Annotated in this window: 9 protein-coding genes; 6 read left to right on the forward strand and 3 right to left on the reverse strand. The window is 32.3% G+C overall.

From position 1 onward, the window contains the following. Window positions 1-204: 204 nt before the first annotated feature. Window positions 205-2,118, reverse strand: coding sequence for a molecular chaperone DnaK (gene dnaK, locus RGRSB_RS02670; protein ID WP_119259726.1), 1,914 nt, complete (start codon window positions 2,116-2,118; stop codon window positions 205-207). 2,972 nt (window positions 2,119-5,090) lie between these two features. Here dnaK and RGRSB_RS02675 point away from each other — a divergent pair. The 4 genes from RGRSB_RS02675 to RGRSB_RS02685 all read left to right on the forward strand — a co-directional run bounded on the left by RGRSB_RS02675 (window position 5,091) and on the right by RGRSB_RS02685 (window position 8,639). Beyond that, entirely contained in the window at window positions 5,091-6,347 is a 1,257-nt protein-coding gene (locus RGRSB_RS02675) for an MFS transporter (RefSeq protein WP_119259727.1), read from the forward strand. 148 nt (window positions 6,348-6,495) lie between these two features. Continuing rightward, a complete protein-coding gene (locus RGRSB_RS02680) occupies window positions 6,496-7,647 on the forward strand; it encodes a glycosyltransferase family 4 protein (protein WP_119259728.1) in 1,152 nt (383 codons plus the stop codon). A 432-nt stretch (window positions 7,648-8,079) separates the two neighbouring features. Then, window positions 8,080-8,241, forward strand: a complete 162-nt coding sequence (locus tag RGRSB_RS09975; RefSeq protein WP_172582018.1) for a hypothetical protein — start codon at window positions 8,080-8,082, stop codon at window positions 8,239-8,241. A 203-nt stretch (window positions 8,242-8,444) separates the two neighbouring features. Then, entirely contained in the window at window positions 8,445-8,639 is a 195-nt protein-coding gene (locus tag RGRSB_RS02685; RefSeq protein ID WP_119259729.1) for a hypothetical protein, read from the forward strand. A 1,446-nt stretch (window positions 8,640-10,085) separates the two neighbouring features. Here RGRSB_RS02685 and serS read toward each other — a convergent pair. After that, the gene (serS, locus tag RGRSB_RS02690; protein WP_119259730.1) at window positions 10,086-11,369 is read right to left on the reverse strand and encodes a serine--tRNA ligase; all 1,284 of its coding nucleotides are present in this window, start codon (window positions 11,367-11,369) and stop codon (window positions 10,086-10,088) included. Window positions 11,370-12,759: 1,390 nt separating this feature from the next. Between serS and mtnA the strand changes: the two genes are divergently transcribed. Both mtnA and fabZ read left to right on the forward strand, forming a co-directional pair. Then, window positions 12,760-13,812 carry an S-methyl-5-thioribose-1-phosphate isomerase gene (mtnA, locus tag RGRSB_RS02695; protein WP_119259731.1) on the forward strand — a complete coding sequence of 351 codons (1,053 nt, stop codon included), beginning with the start codon at window positions 12,760-12,762 and terminating at the stop codon, window positions 13,810-13,812. 265 nt (window positions 13,813-14,077) lie between these two features. Then, complete coding sequence (gene fabZ, locus RGRSB_RS02700) at window positions 14,078-14,530, forward strand: 3-hydroxyacyl-ACP dehydratase FabZ (protein ID WP_232014598.1); 453 nt, start codon at window positions 14,078-14,080, stop codon at window positions 14,528-14,530. Between the two features lie 1,803 nt (window positions 14,531-16,333). Here fabZ and mgtE read toward each other — a convergent pair. Further along, window positions 16,334-17,722 (reverse strand): magnesium transporter, encoded by a 1,389-nt coding sequence (gene mgtE, locus RGRSB_RS02705; protein WP_420823000.1) that lies wholly within the window; start codon window positions 17,720-17,722, stop codon window positions 16,334-16,336. Between the last annotated feature and the right edge of the window lie 102 nt (window positions 17,723-17,824).

Here is a 17,824-nt window from a genome sequence, read left to right on the forward strand (position 1 = left end):
AATTGTTTCAATAAAAGAAAGCCTACGAAGTAAAATTTAACCAATCAGTTTTACTAACTTTCTTTATTTCTAAAATTTTGTTGAACTTAAATTTTGTTTCTTGAATTTTTTCTTGATAGCGCAAAATTTTGGTTCAATAAGTTTTGGATATCCTGACTTGTAAAAGGTCAGGGTTTCCAAAACTTAAACTAAACGAGAAGTGAATTATTTAGTTTCTGAAAATTCAGCATCAATTACGTCATCGCCACCTTCAGAAGAACCACTAGAACCTGTCCCACCCCCAGGTGTTGCACCATCAGGAGGAGTTTGTCCACCAGCTTGTTGATAGACACTAGTACCAATGCTATAGAGAAGTTGCTGTAGATCTGGCATGACAGTCTTGATGGTTTCTTCATCTTCCTTGTCGATAGCGTCTCTGAGTTGACTAATTAATCCTTCAGCCTTAGTCTTATCAGCTGCAGGGATTTTATCACCCAATTCTTTTAGTTGTTTATCGGCTTGATAGACCAAAGAGTCAGCCTCATTTTTGCGGTCAATTTTCTCTCGACGTTCCTTATCAGCTGCAGCATTTGCTTCAGCTTCTTGTACCATACGATCAACTTCTGTATCAGGTAGGGTAGAAGCCCCAGTAATGCTAATAGACTGTTCTTTCCCTGTTCCTTTATCTTTTGCAGTTACATTAAGAATACCGTCTGCATTTATATCAAAGGTGACTTCAATTTGAGGAACACCACGAGGTGCGGGAGGAATACCATCAAGGCGAAAAGTTCCTAAACTCTTGTTATCCCGCGACATTTCCCGTTCTCCTTGAAGAACGCTAATTTCTACATTTGCCTGTCCGTCTTGTGCAGTGGAAAAGACCTCAGATTTTTTGGTAGGGATAGTAGTGTTACGGGGAATAATCTTAGTCATGACACCACCAAGGGTCTCTACCCCAAGAGATAAAGGCGTTACGTCAAGGAGCAAGATATCTTTAACTTCTCCGGCTAGGACACCTCCTTGAATTGCTGCCCCTACAGCAACTACCTCATCTGGGTTAACTCCTTGATTGGGGTCTTTTCCTAAAACTTTTTTAACTAATTCTTGCACAGCAGGAATGCGAGTGGACCCACCCACTAAGACGACCTCGTCAATATCACTATTGCTGACTTTGGCATCTTTCATGGAATTTTTTACAGGAATTCCACAACGATCAATTAGGTCAGAGCAGAGGTCTTCAAATTTAGCTCGTGTTAAAGTTGTATCAAGATGTTTAGGTCCTTCTTGAGTAGCTGTAATAAAAGGAAGGTTAATTTCAGCCTGGGTAACGCCAGATAGTTCAATTTTCGCTTTCTCTGCAGCTTCTGTCAGACGTTGTAGGGCTTGTTTATCTTGTCTTAAGTCTACCCCTTCTTTTGCCTTGAATTCTGCGGCTAAGTAGTCCACAATTTTTTTGTCGAAATCATCTCCTCCTAAATGGGTATCTCCAGAGGTGGCTAGTACTTCAAAAACACCATCCCCGACTTCTAAGATGGAAACGTCGAACGTCCCTCCCCCTAAATCAAATACCAAAATAGTTTCGTTACTCTTTTTATCTAACCCATAAGCCAAAGATGCTGCAGTAGGTTCGTTGATGATACGTTTAACTTCAATTCCAGCAATTTTCCCCGCGTCTTTGGTCGCTTGACGCTGAGAGTCGTTAAAGTATGCAGGAACGGTGATAACTGCTTCTGTAACTGTTTCTCCTAAATATTTACTCGCATCGTCCACTAATTTACGGAGAACTTGGGCAGAAATTTCTTCAGGGGCAAATTGTTTGCCTTGCGATGGGCAGTCTAGCTTAACATTACCATTGCTGTCTTTGTCAACTTTGTAGGAGACTTCCGTAGTTTCAATTTTGACTTCGCTGTGTTTACGTCCAATGAAGCGTTTAACAGAATAAAATGTGTTTTCAGGGTTCATCACCGCTTGACGCTTAGCAATTTGTCCCACTAAGCGATCACCATTCTTGGCATAAGCTACCACTGAGGGGGTGGTACGAAATCCTTCAGTATTGGCAATGACAGTAGGTTTTCCTCCTTCCATAACCGCCACGCACGAGTTGGTAGTTCCTAAGTCAATTCCAACAACCTTTCCCATATTAAATTCAACTCCAAGATAACTATAAGAATGAACTGATACTGAACTTGAATAAAAACCATATAATACTTCAGGGATTATGTTAAGTAAGTTCAGTCACCCATATCTATAGTGACGGCAGTAGGTCAGTCTTCGGTAGTGTAGTTTTCCGAACCTAAGATGACGGGTGGACAAACAGGTAAAAAGTAAAAGACAAAAGCAAAATATCAAAAATTTAAGCTAACTTAGTATAAAAAGCATTTAATTCACGCAACTTATCTCCATACTTATGTAATGAATAACAGACAACCTTATTGTATTTTAATTCTACTTTCAAATAAAAAAATAATTTTTTTATTTGAAAGTAGAATTAACTTGATGTCTTTTTTAAAGAGACTTTAATAAAAATAGATAGTTATATTGACTGATGTATAATCATCTAGCAAAATGTAAAATCAAGAAACTTAAGAATTAAAAATAGATAACATTTAAGAATATATCAGCTCCCTTTATTGGTTGACTTAATTTAGTCACTAATACTTTGTGCTGTTTCCTTGTTAAAACAAGTAGTAGTTTTGTTATTTAACACTTAGTTAAGCTCTAGTTTTTAAATATAGAAAATAATATATAAAATATTAAAAATCTATTATATCAGAATATCTAAATTTTGTTTATTCTAAGAATTTATCTTAAGTCTTTTTTTTGACAAAGATATTCAAAAATAGTAGTTAAGTTTTGTACGTTTTTAAAATTCAATTTTTTATTCTATAATTTGCTTAACTTTAAGAAGGACAAATTTATCCTTATGCTAAATACAATTACTCTCTTCTTCTAAAAGAAGAGAGAGTATATAACTAAAAAGACTTATTATATCAATAATATAACTAATATGAATTTAAGAGTTATTTAATAAAATTTTTACTCTCTATTATTACTAGAATTATAGAGAGTAATTTTGTAAATTTTTCCCAATATTTTTTAAGAAAAATTTTTCTTTTTCTTAAATTACATACGCCACCATCATCTATGCAATAATACTTTTTTAGATAGCTCTATATTTTTAGACCAATGTTAATCAACTAAATTTAGCAATTTTGTATTTACTAACTGAAAAAATTTCATAATTTTTTCAGTTAGTACTTTGAAAAATAGGTAGATACATAACTATCGGTAGTCTCAGCCTGTTATAACAGTTAGTCTTTATTTTATAATACTCAAAACTTTTTTTCTAATTGACTTGAGTTGTACTATAAGTTTTTAAAAATATTTAACTAGATATATTTTCTCTTTATTTTAAAGTTTTAAAAAAAGAAGAATTACTTTCTTGTTTTAAAATACATCAAACTTTTTAAGGAATTTTTTTTATTTAAAAAACCATTTTTATTTTTGTATATATTCGTATATCTGCTAGTATTAATTTCGATTTTTAGTTTACTTTTTAAAGTAGCTTATTAGTTGATAATATTTTTTTATACATAATCAGATCTGTTAAGATTTTTTATTGAACTAGAATTTATTTATGCGGCGATAACACTATTTTTTAAAATCTATTTATAGAATAATTTGACAAGTAAATATCATCTTTTTAATTCTATAGTATTTCAGCTAAATAGTTCAATAAAACTTAAAATTTAGTAGCTTAAAATAACAGTAGTAGGTAAACCTGTAAGTTGTGTTTTTGTAAAAAAATATAAAAATACGACTTTTGTTTCTATAGATTATATTTATAGCTTAATAAACCATTAAATAATCCATGAATACACAAACCCCTAACCAGAGTTAGGGTATCAGCAGCTTTATTTTCTTAGTAAGAAAAACTTTTTTATTTATCTGTTTTTCGAAAAAAATAAAAAAAAACTCAATATAATAAACTCTTCAATTAAGGTAATACTTTCCCTAAGCCTATTTCCTTCAGTCGCTTTAACATGGTAACTATTCATACCTAAACCAACTTCAGTTTCGTAAATAAAAACTAGATCTTAAAATAGTTATTCAATACTTGAATAACTATTTTAATCTCAAAGTTTGAACTTTGTTTGTATAAGCTTTTAAGGGATGAAGTCTTTTTTATATACTCAGTTAAGTTTATGAATTAAATCACACACAGTAAGATATTAACTTTGAGATCTGTTTTTCTAGATAAGTGAACACTGAGATATTGTCAATAAACATCGTTATATTGTTATGTAATTATTGTATGATATTAAGTCTTTCTATCTCAATAAAAGGAGAGCTTTCTAAGCTAGAACAATACTTCCTATATTTTTATTAATTTTTAATAATCATAAAAATAATTAACGAAACTTTAATTGAATTAAAAATATCCTACTAATTGTTGAGTTGATTAATTAATTTTATTGTTAATTTATATGCCTTTAGTAGTATCTATAGAGTACAATTTTGTTCTTTAAAGTAACTAATATTCTTTTGTTTATTCACACTAATTTTTATAAAAAAAAAGTCACTATTAGTTTAAATATCTCCTGAAAAATAGCTTGTCTTAACTCAATGCAATAACTAACGCTCAACGGATGGAATTACATCAGGTGGATGAGACCTTGTAGGTAGGAGTCATTAATCTGGGTTGTCTTTCGATTGAAAACTTGCCCTAGAAATTTCTGAGCCTTTATGCTCAAAATTAAGATATCTATCAAAAGAAACAAATCTCGATTATTGACTCATCTAAACCTGAGAATTTATCTGGTACTTAGAATATTTCTAGCAATTGACCATTAAAATTATGGTACTAGTATCTTCATTAAAATACGGATAAATTTAGGGAACTTTCTAGATACATTATTATTAATAGTCTTGTATTTGGAATTACTCTGGACATGATTCACTATTGTTTTCAGGGAATTTGTTAGCCATTAGTTTTCGTTAAGTCTTCCTAAGACAAAAATTAAACTTTACTCATGGTAATTTTCAGGGTTATTTTGATAATTATGTGTTAAGAATAACTATAAAGACCACTCGTCCGCCCACTTTAACCCGTGACTATTTTTAATACTTTTAGGTCTCTTGACCGAGATAAAAGACGCAATCTTTCACTTTTATTTAGTGCAAATCTACTATTTTGGACAAGTTTAACGAGTCTTCTTCCCACCTTACCTATTTATATTGAAGATATTGGTGGGACAACAACTCAAGTTGGGTTAGTCATGGGAAGTTTTGCCATTGGGCTAATTTGTTCTCGCACTGGATTAGGATACTTAGCTGATGGGTATAGTCGTACATTAGTAGTTCGCATTGGTATGTTAGTTGCCACACTTGCTCCTATTGGCTATCTTTTAGTTCAGTCTATTTGGCCACTGATAGCTGTTCGCACCTTTCATGGCATCAGTTTAGCGGCTTTTACCACCGGTTATAGTACGTTGGTAATAGATTTATCTCCTATTAAACAGCGAGGACAACTCATAGGTTATATGAATTTGGGAGCTCCAATTGGCATGGCAATTGGCCCAGCCATGGGGACTTTTTTAAAGGAGTCTCGGGGATACCAATTGTTCTTTTTAACAACTGCTTGCATCGGATTTTGGGGTTATCTACTCGCTTCTCAGATTCAGGAGAAACCCCGTAATCGTAACATAAGTTTCGACTCAACGATATCTGACGTACCTCCTCGAAATTTTAGGCAACTGTTAAGTAGTCCCTCGATTTTGGTTCCGACTCTTATTCTGTTATTGATTGGATTAGTCTTTGGGACGTTAATGGCATTTTTACCGCTATTTTTACGGGAAACTGCCTTGGGATTAAGTGCCGGCTTGTTTTACACCACTGTTGCTGTTGCAAGTTTCATTATGCGGGTTGTTTCGGGACAAGCATCTGATCGCTATGGTAGAGGACTATTTATTACTATTAGTCTTGTTTGTTACGTAACCTCTATGGGTTTGTTAACCCAAGCGCACAGTTACAGAGACCTACTCCTAGGAGCTATTTTTGAAGGAATGGGAGCGGGAATTCTAATTCCCATGATGATTTCGCTTATTTCTGATCGATCTTCTCCTTCCGAACGAGGTCGAGTTTATTCGGTATGTATGGGAGGGTTTGACTTAGGACTAGCCATAGCTGGTCCAATTCTAGGAATTTTAGGACAAATGATAAGTTATCGTTCCATGTTTGCTTTAGATGGTAGTTTGGCTACCATCGCCATGATAATATTTATGAGTCGGTCCAATAAAAGTCTCAAACATTCCCTAGGTTTTGCTTTGGGACAGGAAAAAGACTTATATTCTCAGTCAAAGAATTAGGCTGAGTGATTAACCTAATCAATTTTTTCTAGGGATTAATTTTCAAATGTCTAGCTTTAAGATAAGTTTTCCTCTGTACACAGATGTAACTAGATGTTAATTTACGGTATATTGAATCTATTTAACTTAATTAAATCTCTTCATTTTAATGCATATTGCTTGGCTAGGGAAAAAATCTCCTTTCTGCGGAAATGTTACCTATGGTCGGGAAGTGACTAATGCTCTTCTAGATCGAGGATATAACGTTAGTTTTCTTCATTTTGCTCAAGAAGAAGTTCATTCTTCTAATTGGCCTGATTGTCCGGAAGTTTTTCTTCCATTTCTATATAAATCCCAAATTTATACGATTCCAACGCCCAGATCAAACAGAATTTTGATGCAGTCTTTGGAGGATCTCAAACCTGATTTGGTTCATGCTTCTCTAACTCTTTCCCCTTTAGATTTTCGACTTCCTGAAATTTGTCAAGCTCTCAATTTACCTCTAATAGCAACCTTCCATCCTGCCTTTGATAGTAAACTTCGTAATCTTAAATCAAGTACTCAATTTTTGACTTATCAGTTCTATGCACCATTTTTAGCTCACTATGATAAAGTCATCGTTTTTTCTCAGTTACAACGAGATTTACTAATTAAACTAGGAGTTCCTACTAAAAAATTAGCAGTAATTCCTAATGGGGTACATACAGACAAGTATTCTCCTGGTGTATCTCATCTTAAATCTAAGTTTTTTGCTAAACGTCTTTTCGTTTATGTGGGACGCATCGCTACCGAAAAAAATGTTGAAGCTTTACTCAAGGCTTGGAAACATACTAAAATGGGCTCGAAAAGTAAATTACTCATAGTGGGAGACGGTCCCTTAAAAGCATCGTTAGAACCGTTTTACGGAACAGAGTGTGGTATCCACTGGTTGGGGTTTGTCGCTGATGAACAACAACGCATCGACATTCTACGCGGAGCTGATGTCTTTATCCTTCCCTCGTTAGTGGAAGGGTTGTCTTTGTCCCTTCTTGAAGCCATGTCCTGTGGGTTAGCTTGTATAGCGACGGATGCGGGGGCTGATGGGGAAGTCTTGGCTGATGGGGCGGGAATTGTGCTTAATACCCAGGGCGTGACCACTCAATTAAAAACGTTGCTCCCTCTATTTCAAGATCACCCTGATATCACTCAACTTTTAGGACAAAAAGCACGACAACGAGTTCTAGAAAAATATAATCTCAATGATAACATCATCCACTTGGAGCAAGTGTACAGTCAAATGCTACAACAGTCCAGTTTTACTATTCTGGGTTCTTTATTTTAAACTTTGTATAAAGAGTAACTTTCATCTCAAATCGAGACCTTTATTGTCGGTGAATTACTTTATTGAAATGTCTTCATAAAAAATTTGAAGCTATAATTAAATAAGTTAAAAACCTTTCTTGTCCCTTTTCCAGAAAAACGATGGGTGATTGCCTCGAGTATGCTGATATTACTAACTGTAGGAACCAAGCGAATTTAAACCCTTAAATAAACCCAAGCCCAGTCATTAGGAGCAGTTAGCTTCCGACAGTTATGCCATTATTAAATACAGTCAGTGGGAAGGTCGAAGTGGACTAGCAAACAGTTAGTCTGGCTCGAGTAGGTTTAGCCATTATCAAAACAGATGGGAAATCAAAAAATTTAAGTACAAAAAGCTGCTATTGAATCTTTAGAAGCTAAATTAGCTGAGAGAGGTCCACTAATTCAGGTTAATTTGGCACGTCTCAAAAGAGAATTAATTGGGGAAAAACAGCAATCAACCATCATCGTTAAAGGTTTAGAAGCTGAATTAAAAGATATACAATCGGAATATGTAAGCCATAAAGTCTTAGCTATCAAGAAGATATTTTTTGAATGGGAGTTGAATAAGTGTTAGCTATTTTTAGATACAGTTAGAGAGATCTAAACAAAATATCAGGAGAAACTAAATAAAATTATTAATGTTCTTAGCGAACAAATTCAAGAAAGAAAAGTATAATTTACAAAAAAATCAATGATTTAACTAGAGCGATAAAATAAACAAAAGCCGCCTTGAATTGTATCGCTGAAGTTTGTGCTGTTGATGTCTAAAAAATCTGAGTGGAAGTAGATAAAGTCGTAGCTGAACTAAAAGAAGCTCAAACTAATTTAGACTTAGGCGATATTAAAGCTCCTAAGGATGGTAAAGTTCTGAAAATTGATCGCTATCTGGAGGGAAAGATTGATGATATTAATAAAATTGTTAAATTAAATTATACGTCAAAAAAAATTGTTGATATTTTAATAATTAGATAATTAGAGATTTTGACAGAATTAGTTAACTTTTTTTTGATGTAGTCTTTAGATACTTTATAAAAAATAAGAGACTAATAATATTGAATATATTGCTTATCTTTCTAATTAAATAGAAAGATACTTTTCTATAAAAAGAAAAAACATTTATTTTTATGGCAAGTTTAAATCCTGATAAAAATATAATCTATCCGGAACCAGAAAAAATACTTCGGTTATCAACCTATAGGATATTTTTTTATTTGATAGTCTTTTTTATTCATGCTTTTGTTTAATTGATAAAAATCATTTAAAACTTCAATTACTAATTAATGTCAGTTTTGAATAGCTTTTTCCAAAGTAGAAAAGGTGTTAACCTTTAATAATTTTAAATGAAAACTTCATGCTGATGTTGAGCAAAGATAAATTATTTTCTATAAAAAAATCATAAAAAATAATAAATACTTTTAGCACAATCAAACTATGATTAGTTTTTTGAGGAAAAAATAGGGTTTGCAATAAATACTCTTATTAAGAAGATAATATTATTTATTGAATTCTATATATAAATATAAACAATTGTCTGTACGAATAGACAATATTAAAGACTATAGAATATACATATTTCTATCTATTAATATTACTTTATAATAAGTAATTATTTTGAGTTATGTTGAATTTCTTATGAATTTTTATATATCAAAGTTTCTCTACAGAAAATGTACCTAAACCAATTAGATAGTTGATTATTGTAATGATAATATCTAAAGTAATTAATATGTTGCATGTCTAACACAGTAGCTTTTTATAAGCTTAAAATAGTTGACACAGAAGATATCATTTTTTAAAAAAAATTATTTAAAAGTAGACATAAAAATGTCATGATAAACATCAATCTTTTTATAAAAGAAAATCTATTTATTGAGATTTTCTTTTATAAAAATTAAATTTTAAAAAGCGGAAAAGTGGTAATTTTTAAATATAAACTAAATTTATAAGAAACAAATTTATCAATCATAATAAGAGGATTTAAATTACAATAAATAGGTAGTTTACAAGTTTTAGGACAGAAATTAGTAGAGAAAAACAGTTACTGGTTAAAATTTGTACTACTATAATGTTGGTAACTTCTTTCAAGAAAGATAATTTATTATGTCTATTAACTCCTGCACATACTTTAGTTAGTTATACTAAAGTACGTGTATTCAACAAATATACTGCTTACTTTGATAGTAAATCTGCTTATAATGTATTTGGTTTAAGGGTAAGGCTGTACTGTTTTAATTGTTACTTACAACAATTGGATTTTGGAGCTGGCTGCTCGTATTATTGTACTAGAATACGGATATTTAGTAACCGAAGCCATTCAATTTTAACTTTGGTCAGTCTGTAACTCAGTAGAGTGAGTAAGAGCAATCGAAGCTAAAAATCATTAAGGAAAAACAAAATTTTATGTCTACCCCAATAAAGTTATATGATATCTCGTTTTAAATATTGTTGTAAAACATCAGGAATCTTAACAGTTCCATCAGGCTTTTGATAATTCTCTAAAATTGCAGCCATAGTGCGACCAACTGCTAACCCTGAACCATTTAAAGTATGGACATATTGAGTGCCTTTTTTACCTTTTTCTCTAAAGCGAATATTAGCCCGTCTTCCCTGAAAATCTCCACAATTAGAACAACTTGAAATCTCTCGATAGGTTCCTGACGATGGCAACCAAACCTCCAGATCGTAACACTTATTCGCCCCAAACCCTAAATCACCAGTACACAATTCCAAAACTCGATAAGGCAATTTTAACGCCTTTAAAATGGCTTCAGCGTTGTTCACTAAGCTTTGGTGTTCTGCCTCAGACGTTTGAGGATGGACAATCTTCACCAACTCCACTTTATTAAACTGATGAAGACGAATTAGTCCACGGGTATCTTTTCCATAACTCCCTGCTTCTCGTCGAAAACAAGGAGTGTAGGCACAATGTTTGATAGGAAGTTGTTCCGCCTCCAATATTTCCTCTCGATACAAGTTAGTTAAAGGAACTTCCGCAGTGGGGGCTAACCAGAGGTCATCTTCGCTACATTTAAAGCTTTCTTCGGCAAATTTCGGTAATTGTCCAGTTCCTTCCAAAGAAGTGCTATTAATTAAGACAGGGGGCACCACCTCAAGATAACCAACTTCTATTTGGCGATCAAGCATAAAATTAACTAGAGCACGTTCTAGAGCCGCTCCTGCTCCCATTAGAGCAATAAAGCGACTTTTGGCTATTTTTACCGCCCTCTCTACTTCTAAAATTCCTAATTTTTCGGCTACTTCCCAGTGGGGGAGGACTTCAATTTTTGGTAGATATTCGTCTCCCCAGCGACGGACTTCTAAATTTTCTGTCTCATCTTTACCTAGGGGAGTCGAGTCACTCGGAAGGTTAGGAAGTTGAAGTAATAAAGTTTCTATTTCAGCTTTTAATTCTTTTTCTCGGGTTTCTAATGTGTTTATCTGTTTTTTTAGATAATTTCCTTCAGCTTTAAGGACTTCAATTTCTTCCCCTTTGGGGGTACTACCATTTTTAATCTTTTGTCCAATGAGTTTCCCAATTTCGTTGCTACGGGCTTGTAATTGAGTTCGAGTGACTTCTAATTCCCGTGAAGCACGATCACGGTCTACAATAAAACTTAAATCATATTCACTGGAACCACTGCGACGATTAAGACGTTCTTGAATGCGTTCTGGATTTTCTCGAATCTGTTTTAAGTCTAACACCGAAGACTCAACCCCTTAGCTAAAATTTTTCCTTTGTTAGGATAGCTGATTTTGAGCAACGTATTGAAATGGTCTTTATTTATTTTTAGACTTTAGGTTAAGACAAATAAAAAAGTTTAAAAAAAAATGGATAATCTAGTACTCACCCCATAAAACAACTCTTTATTAGGGGTCATAAAGTTAACGAGTATTTGTCTATTTCAATTCAGCCCAAATATCTTGTTCAGTGCTACTAAAATCTTAAGGAAGATTAAAATATTGAATAACTGCCATGTACGTACCTCAGATATTCTGCCATCTCTCGATTCAACTAGATTTATATTTTCGAGAAAATAACATGACTATCAAAGAATAAGCTATCATTGAAGCCATTTTTTTTGATAATTAATGGAACTTCATCTCTACTGTAAACTTCTTCATCGTTCAATTTTTTTTATTAAAAAACTAAACTCTTTAAAAGATCATAAATAGATTGTCTAATTTTTTTAAAAAATTAGACAATCTATTCTATTTTTAATCGGAACAATACCGGGTTTTAATTTTTGCAAACTGTGAATATTTTCTCTGATAAAATAGAACTAATTATTACTACGGGGAATGTTGGCAGTCATAATTAAAATTAGTTTTACTAAACCTAAATAAGTTAAACATAGAAAAAAATAACAGTTTAAATCAAATTAAATATTTCTTTTCAGATGTAGTTTTTAAAATTTAAATTTAATTACCTTTTTGACGAAAATATACTTAAGTATGATAATATCTGGTATTCGATGTATTCAATTATTTTTTTGATAAAGTTTGATACACTTAGATAAATTTTTATATCTGAATATTTTTATCTATAAATAGAAAACTTAAATATCAGTATTGATCAATTATCAATCAAGAGGTTAATTATGACATTAATTATTGAACTAGTGTTTGTTCTGCTATTGACTAGGCTATTTTAATTTGAAGTAAAATTTAGTCCATAAAAATCTAGTACAAGATCTCCTCAAGAAATCTACTTAGTTAATTGGGTGATCACTACTGTTCTTGTATTTTAGCTGAATTACTATCTTTCGACAGAATCTTCGGGTAAGAACTTGACCACTAATTATAATATTGTGGTAGTTAGTAACTATTAAATACAGTACATAAGTTCTAGTTTTTATTCATAGGAGTGATTGAATGATTATCTTATTTTTAAGTTTCTTAGGTTGGCTCAAAATCGCGCAATATTTTATATTGAGTTATGTTAAATGCTAAAAGCATCTTGTTAAGAACATTAAAATAAAAATTTTTTAAATTTTAATAAATATACTGATCATCTTATAGTCAAAAATGATGTTTATCGGGTATCTTATATTAAGATTTAATTAAAATTAGTTTTGCTTGATTGTTGTTGTCTATGAAATCACCAATTCTTCCTATCTATCCTGTTCTCTGGAATAAGGACAAGGTGTTGCTCATTGATCAAACGATGTTGCCTCATAAATATACCTTGGTAGAAATTACCCGTTATGAAGACATGGCTAAAGCAATTAAAACTATGATCGTCAGAGGTGCCCCAGCTATTGGAGTTGCGGCGGCCTATGGCATGTATTTAGGGGCAAGGGAGATTCAAACGCAACAAGTGAATAAGTTTTTAATATACCTTGAAACTGTAGCCCAAAAACTGCGAGAGACTCGCCCTACAGCCGTTAATCTATTTTGGGCAATTTCTCGGATGCTAAGGACAGCCTATGAAAGTGTGGGAACAGTCGAAGAGATTAAAAAAATTCTGCTGAAAACAGCTCAAACTATTCAAACAGAAGATTTACAAACTTGTTATAAAATTGGTCAGTATGGCTTAGAAGCATTGCCTAATAGTCCTCAACAATTAACTATCCTTACTCACTGTAATGCAGGTGCATTAGCAACGGCTGGATATGGTACAGCTTTGGGAGTAATTCGTTCAGCCTGGACTAGGGGAAGATTAAAAAGGGTCTACGCCGATGAAACTCGGCCTCGTCTTCAAGGAGCTAAATTAACCGCCTGGGAATGTGTACAAGAAGGTATTCCAGTTACTGTCATTAGTGATAATATGGCCGCTCACTGTATGAAACTTAGAAAAATTGATGCAGTGGTAGTGGGGGCTGATAGAATTGCTGCTAATGGGGATACTGCTAATAAAATTGGGACATATGCCCTAGCAATTGTAGCAAAAATGCACAATGTTCCCTTTTTTGTTGCAGCCCCTTTATCTACTATTGATTTTGACTTAGAGAACGGAGATAAAATTACTATCGAGGAACGTCACCCATCTGAAATTTATCAGGTAGGAGATACTCAACTTTGTCCTAAGGGTGTCGATTATTATAACCCAGCTTTTGACATCATGCCAGCCAGTTTAATTGATGCCATTTTTACAGAAAAAGGGGTTATTAAACCAAACGAACTTTCGAGGCTCAAAAAAGATTAATTCCTGTCGCTGAGTGTACTTACAGTAACAGTTATCTAATTGCTCAAACATTTTTTACCAAAGTGTTTGGTTAACTGTTACGATTGTAGTTCTTCTAAACTAATTTTACAATCTGATTTAGATGTGAGCTAAAAATATGAAACAATAAGAGGGATCTGATTAAATTTCGGATAACCAATCATCATAACGAAATTCTATGTCCACTGTAACTAATACTGATACGACTCAGACCTCTCAAGAGTTAAATAAAAATAAACAAGAATCGATGGAAAGTTCTTCCATTCGAACAACTTTGACCGTTCAAGAAATCCAAGAATTACTTCCCCATCGCTATCCTTTTGCCTTGGTTGATCGCATTATTGATTATGTTCCTGGAGAAAAAGCTGTCGGGATTAAAAATGTGACCATTAATGAGCAGTTTTTCACTGGACATATTCCTGCTCGTCCCATTATGCCAGGGGTATTAATTATAGAATCAATGGCGCAAGTTGGAGGGGTTATTTTAACTTTACTTCCTGGGATGAAAGGCCAGTTTTTTGCTTTTGCAGGCATTGATAAAGTACGTTTTCGTCTTCCTGTAGTTCCAGGCGATCAGTTAGTTTTGACAGTAGAATTATTAACGTTTAAACGGAATCGTATTGCTAAAATGAAAGGGCAAGGTGTAGTTGATGAACAAGTAGTTGTACAGGCAGAGATGTTGTTTTCTAGAATTGATTAACCCCTTAAAATTTGTAGTAGCAACCTAGCAGTTTTAAGACAAACTCAAATTATAGTTAATATCCATAATCATTATGATAAGTTGTGCGAATACTAAAGCAGTCTTTAAATTAAAATAAATAAATAAGAAAAGGTAACGTTGTCCTGCTTGCTGCTGCCAGGATACTAAATAATAGTTAAACCAAGACTAACGGTCATCTTCAGTTAAGAGAATATTCAAGATTCTTCTAGTCATTACATTCTCGTCAGATCACAAAACGAGGTTTTCTATAGTTAGATTTATCGATACTCAATCTCCGAATAATAACTGTTAAAGATAACGTCTCAATATTTCTCCTTGTATTAATTAATAATACAGTAGAAAATACTAAAATAACAACAGAATTCGAAACTGTTTTATAGAGACTTATACTGAATACAGTAGCCGAGTTAGTGATTAATAAATTAATAGCTAAAAAATACGCTAAATTACTTTTAAAGTAATCATACTCTTCTAATTATAGAGCTACTATTTTACATATGTTGTATATTTCTCTTTCTGATAATTTAAGGAAATAATTCTTAGTAGTTGGTGTAATTTGTCTGTTTTATCAAAAAAAATGAGTTCAAATATTTGAACTCATTGGTATATTCCTCCTTGTAATTCTTCTGCTGTTAATGTCTAGGTACCTTGGGTATACTGGGAAGTAATAAGATGCCCTGCAGTATGCTTAAGACAACTGAGTAACAATGAAGTGGCTTTTGACTTTAGATTGATTAGGAGTTAATTCTCTTATAAACCGCTACATAAGTCTCAAGAACAATTCATCAAACCATTAAACCGATACATCAAAAAACATACTGTATCTAAGTCAAAATACGACAAGGTCAGTGATTATCTGAAACAGTAATCATCAATAGTCAAAACCACAGTTGTTGTTTAAAAATAAAAGAGAACAAAGACGACTTACTTATTAACTCTAAATCTAGAGAATATTTTTCAGGCAAATAAGTATAAACTATTAGTCGATCAGAAAGGTTAACAAAATAGTTCCAAACACTTTAACATTAGAAACATTAAATCTGAGAAATATTTTTAAGTTTTTCGTTGATTGTTTCAATAACAGAATAATTGTAAAATACAATTTTATTAATTAGTTTTACCAACTTTTTTCGCTTGATATTGATGATAAGTAATTAATTGAAATTCTTGTTAATAAAGTCCTTCAAAAGGTTTTAAAACAATATGTTCTCGGTATCTAAATAATTTATTAAATTTTACCCTAACTCAAGAACAATTTTACGCTCATCTATGTTGCTTAAAGTTAACTTAAAAGACAATCATTCATCGCTGTTTTTTATATAAAAAAAGTTTATATACTTAATGCAATTATACAGAATTTTTATCTCATCTAACTAAGTCTTCAAAAATTTGGTGTGTTCTACTGTAAGATTGATGAAAGACTTCTATCCGAGTAGAATTTATAAAATTAATTACTATAATTTTTCTTAACAATAAAAAAACTCTTGAATGAGAAGCTAAATAAATTTTCAATACCAATCAAAAAAAAGAGCCTATAAATTTAGAAGACTTATCAATTTTTATCTTTAAAGTTTATTTACTTAGCATTTCACTAATTAGTTCTACATCAAAAGTTCGGTAAAATTCTAATAAAAAAGATGGTGCCCCTTTATAGTTTTTTATTCTAGTAGTAATCTAAGTTGACGACAGACGATATTTTTAAGATTACTTCTTGACTTGTTAAGAACTCTATTTTATGTATTAATTGTTAATTTTTAAATCTATTTTTCAGAAAAATAAATCTTATATACCTAGAAATAATTTGGCCAAATTAAGATAAATAATAATCCCTAAAATATCAACAATGGTAGTAATAAAAGGAGCAGACATCAAGGCAGGATCTAAACCAAAAGATTTAAAAATATAAGGGAATGCTGCCCCAGTTGTTGCAGCAATTATGGTAATTACTAATAAACTTATGCCTACCGTTAAACCCACTTCTTGGTGTCCCAAAAATAAAAAAATCCCAATAATCACTAATGGTCCTAAAATAATTCCCAATAATCCACCACTAACTAATTCGCGAATAATAACACTAATAGGTTTTTTATCCCGTAAAGCTTCTGTACTTAATCCACGAATAACAACGGTCGAAGATTGCGCTCCTACATTTCCTCCTGCGCCAATTAGTAAAGGTGTAAAAAAGGCTAGGGCAACAGCTTCATCTAATACCGCTTTATACTGACTTAAAATAATTACCGTTACTGAATTAGTTATTAACAATAATAACAGCCAAGGAATTCGTTTTTTTATTACTTCAAATAGCCCTACTTGGAAGTAGTTATCTCCTTGAGATTCTACCGCTACCATTTTATAAAAATCTTCGGTCGCTTCTTCTTGAATTATATCAATAACGTCATCAACAGTAATAACTCCTAAAAGATTTTCATCTTTATCCACAATCGGTAAAGCTAATAAATCATAACGTTGAATAAGTCTAGCAACTTCTTCTTGATCAGTATTAGTATAAGTATAAATTACATCCTGTGTCATAATTTCCCCTAAAGTTTGATCTGGTTCAGCAATAATTAAATCCTTAAGAGATAAAATACCAATGAGACGTTTATTAATATCCGTTACATAAATATAATAATTAACTTCTGATTTATGAGCTAATGTTCTTAGTTTTTCTTGTGCTTGGGTTGCTGTCAAATGTTCTTTAAGGGCAATATATTCAGGGGTCATAAGTCGCCCTGCATTGTCGCTTTGGTAACCTAATAGGAGAGCAGTGAACTCTCGTTCTTTTGGAGCAATTTGAGCAATTAACCTTCTGACTAATTTAGGGGGTAATTCATCAAATAATCTAGCTCGATCATCTGGAGACATATCATTAACAATAGCGATGGCTTCTTGATCATGAAATTCTTTAATTAAAGATTGTTGTACCATCGGATCAAGATATTCATAAACATCTATTGCTTCTGATTTTGTCAGAAGACGAAAGGCTATTATCTGTAAGGTTTTTGGCAAGTCTTCAATTGCTTCAGCAATATCTACAGGTTGAACAGGAACAAGCAAAGTTTTAACCCCTTCATAGTTTTTCTGCTCTAGTAAAAGTTGAAGTTGGACACGAACTAATTCTCTAAGTTTACTATGAGAACCAATAGAAGTGACAGTATCAGCATTCATCATTATTAATACTCCTTTATCTATGGATTTAGACTATACTCAGTTTAAATGCAAAACAGCTTATTCTTGAAAATTATTTAAACTCTGATTGTCAGGTTCTAATGT

This window comes from cyanobacterium endosymbiont of Rhopalodia gibberula, assembly GCF_003574135.1.
In the GTDB taxonomy this organism is placed as follows: domain Bacteria; phylum Cyanobacteriota; class Cyanobacteriia; order Cyanobacteriales; family Microcystaceae; genus Rippkaea.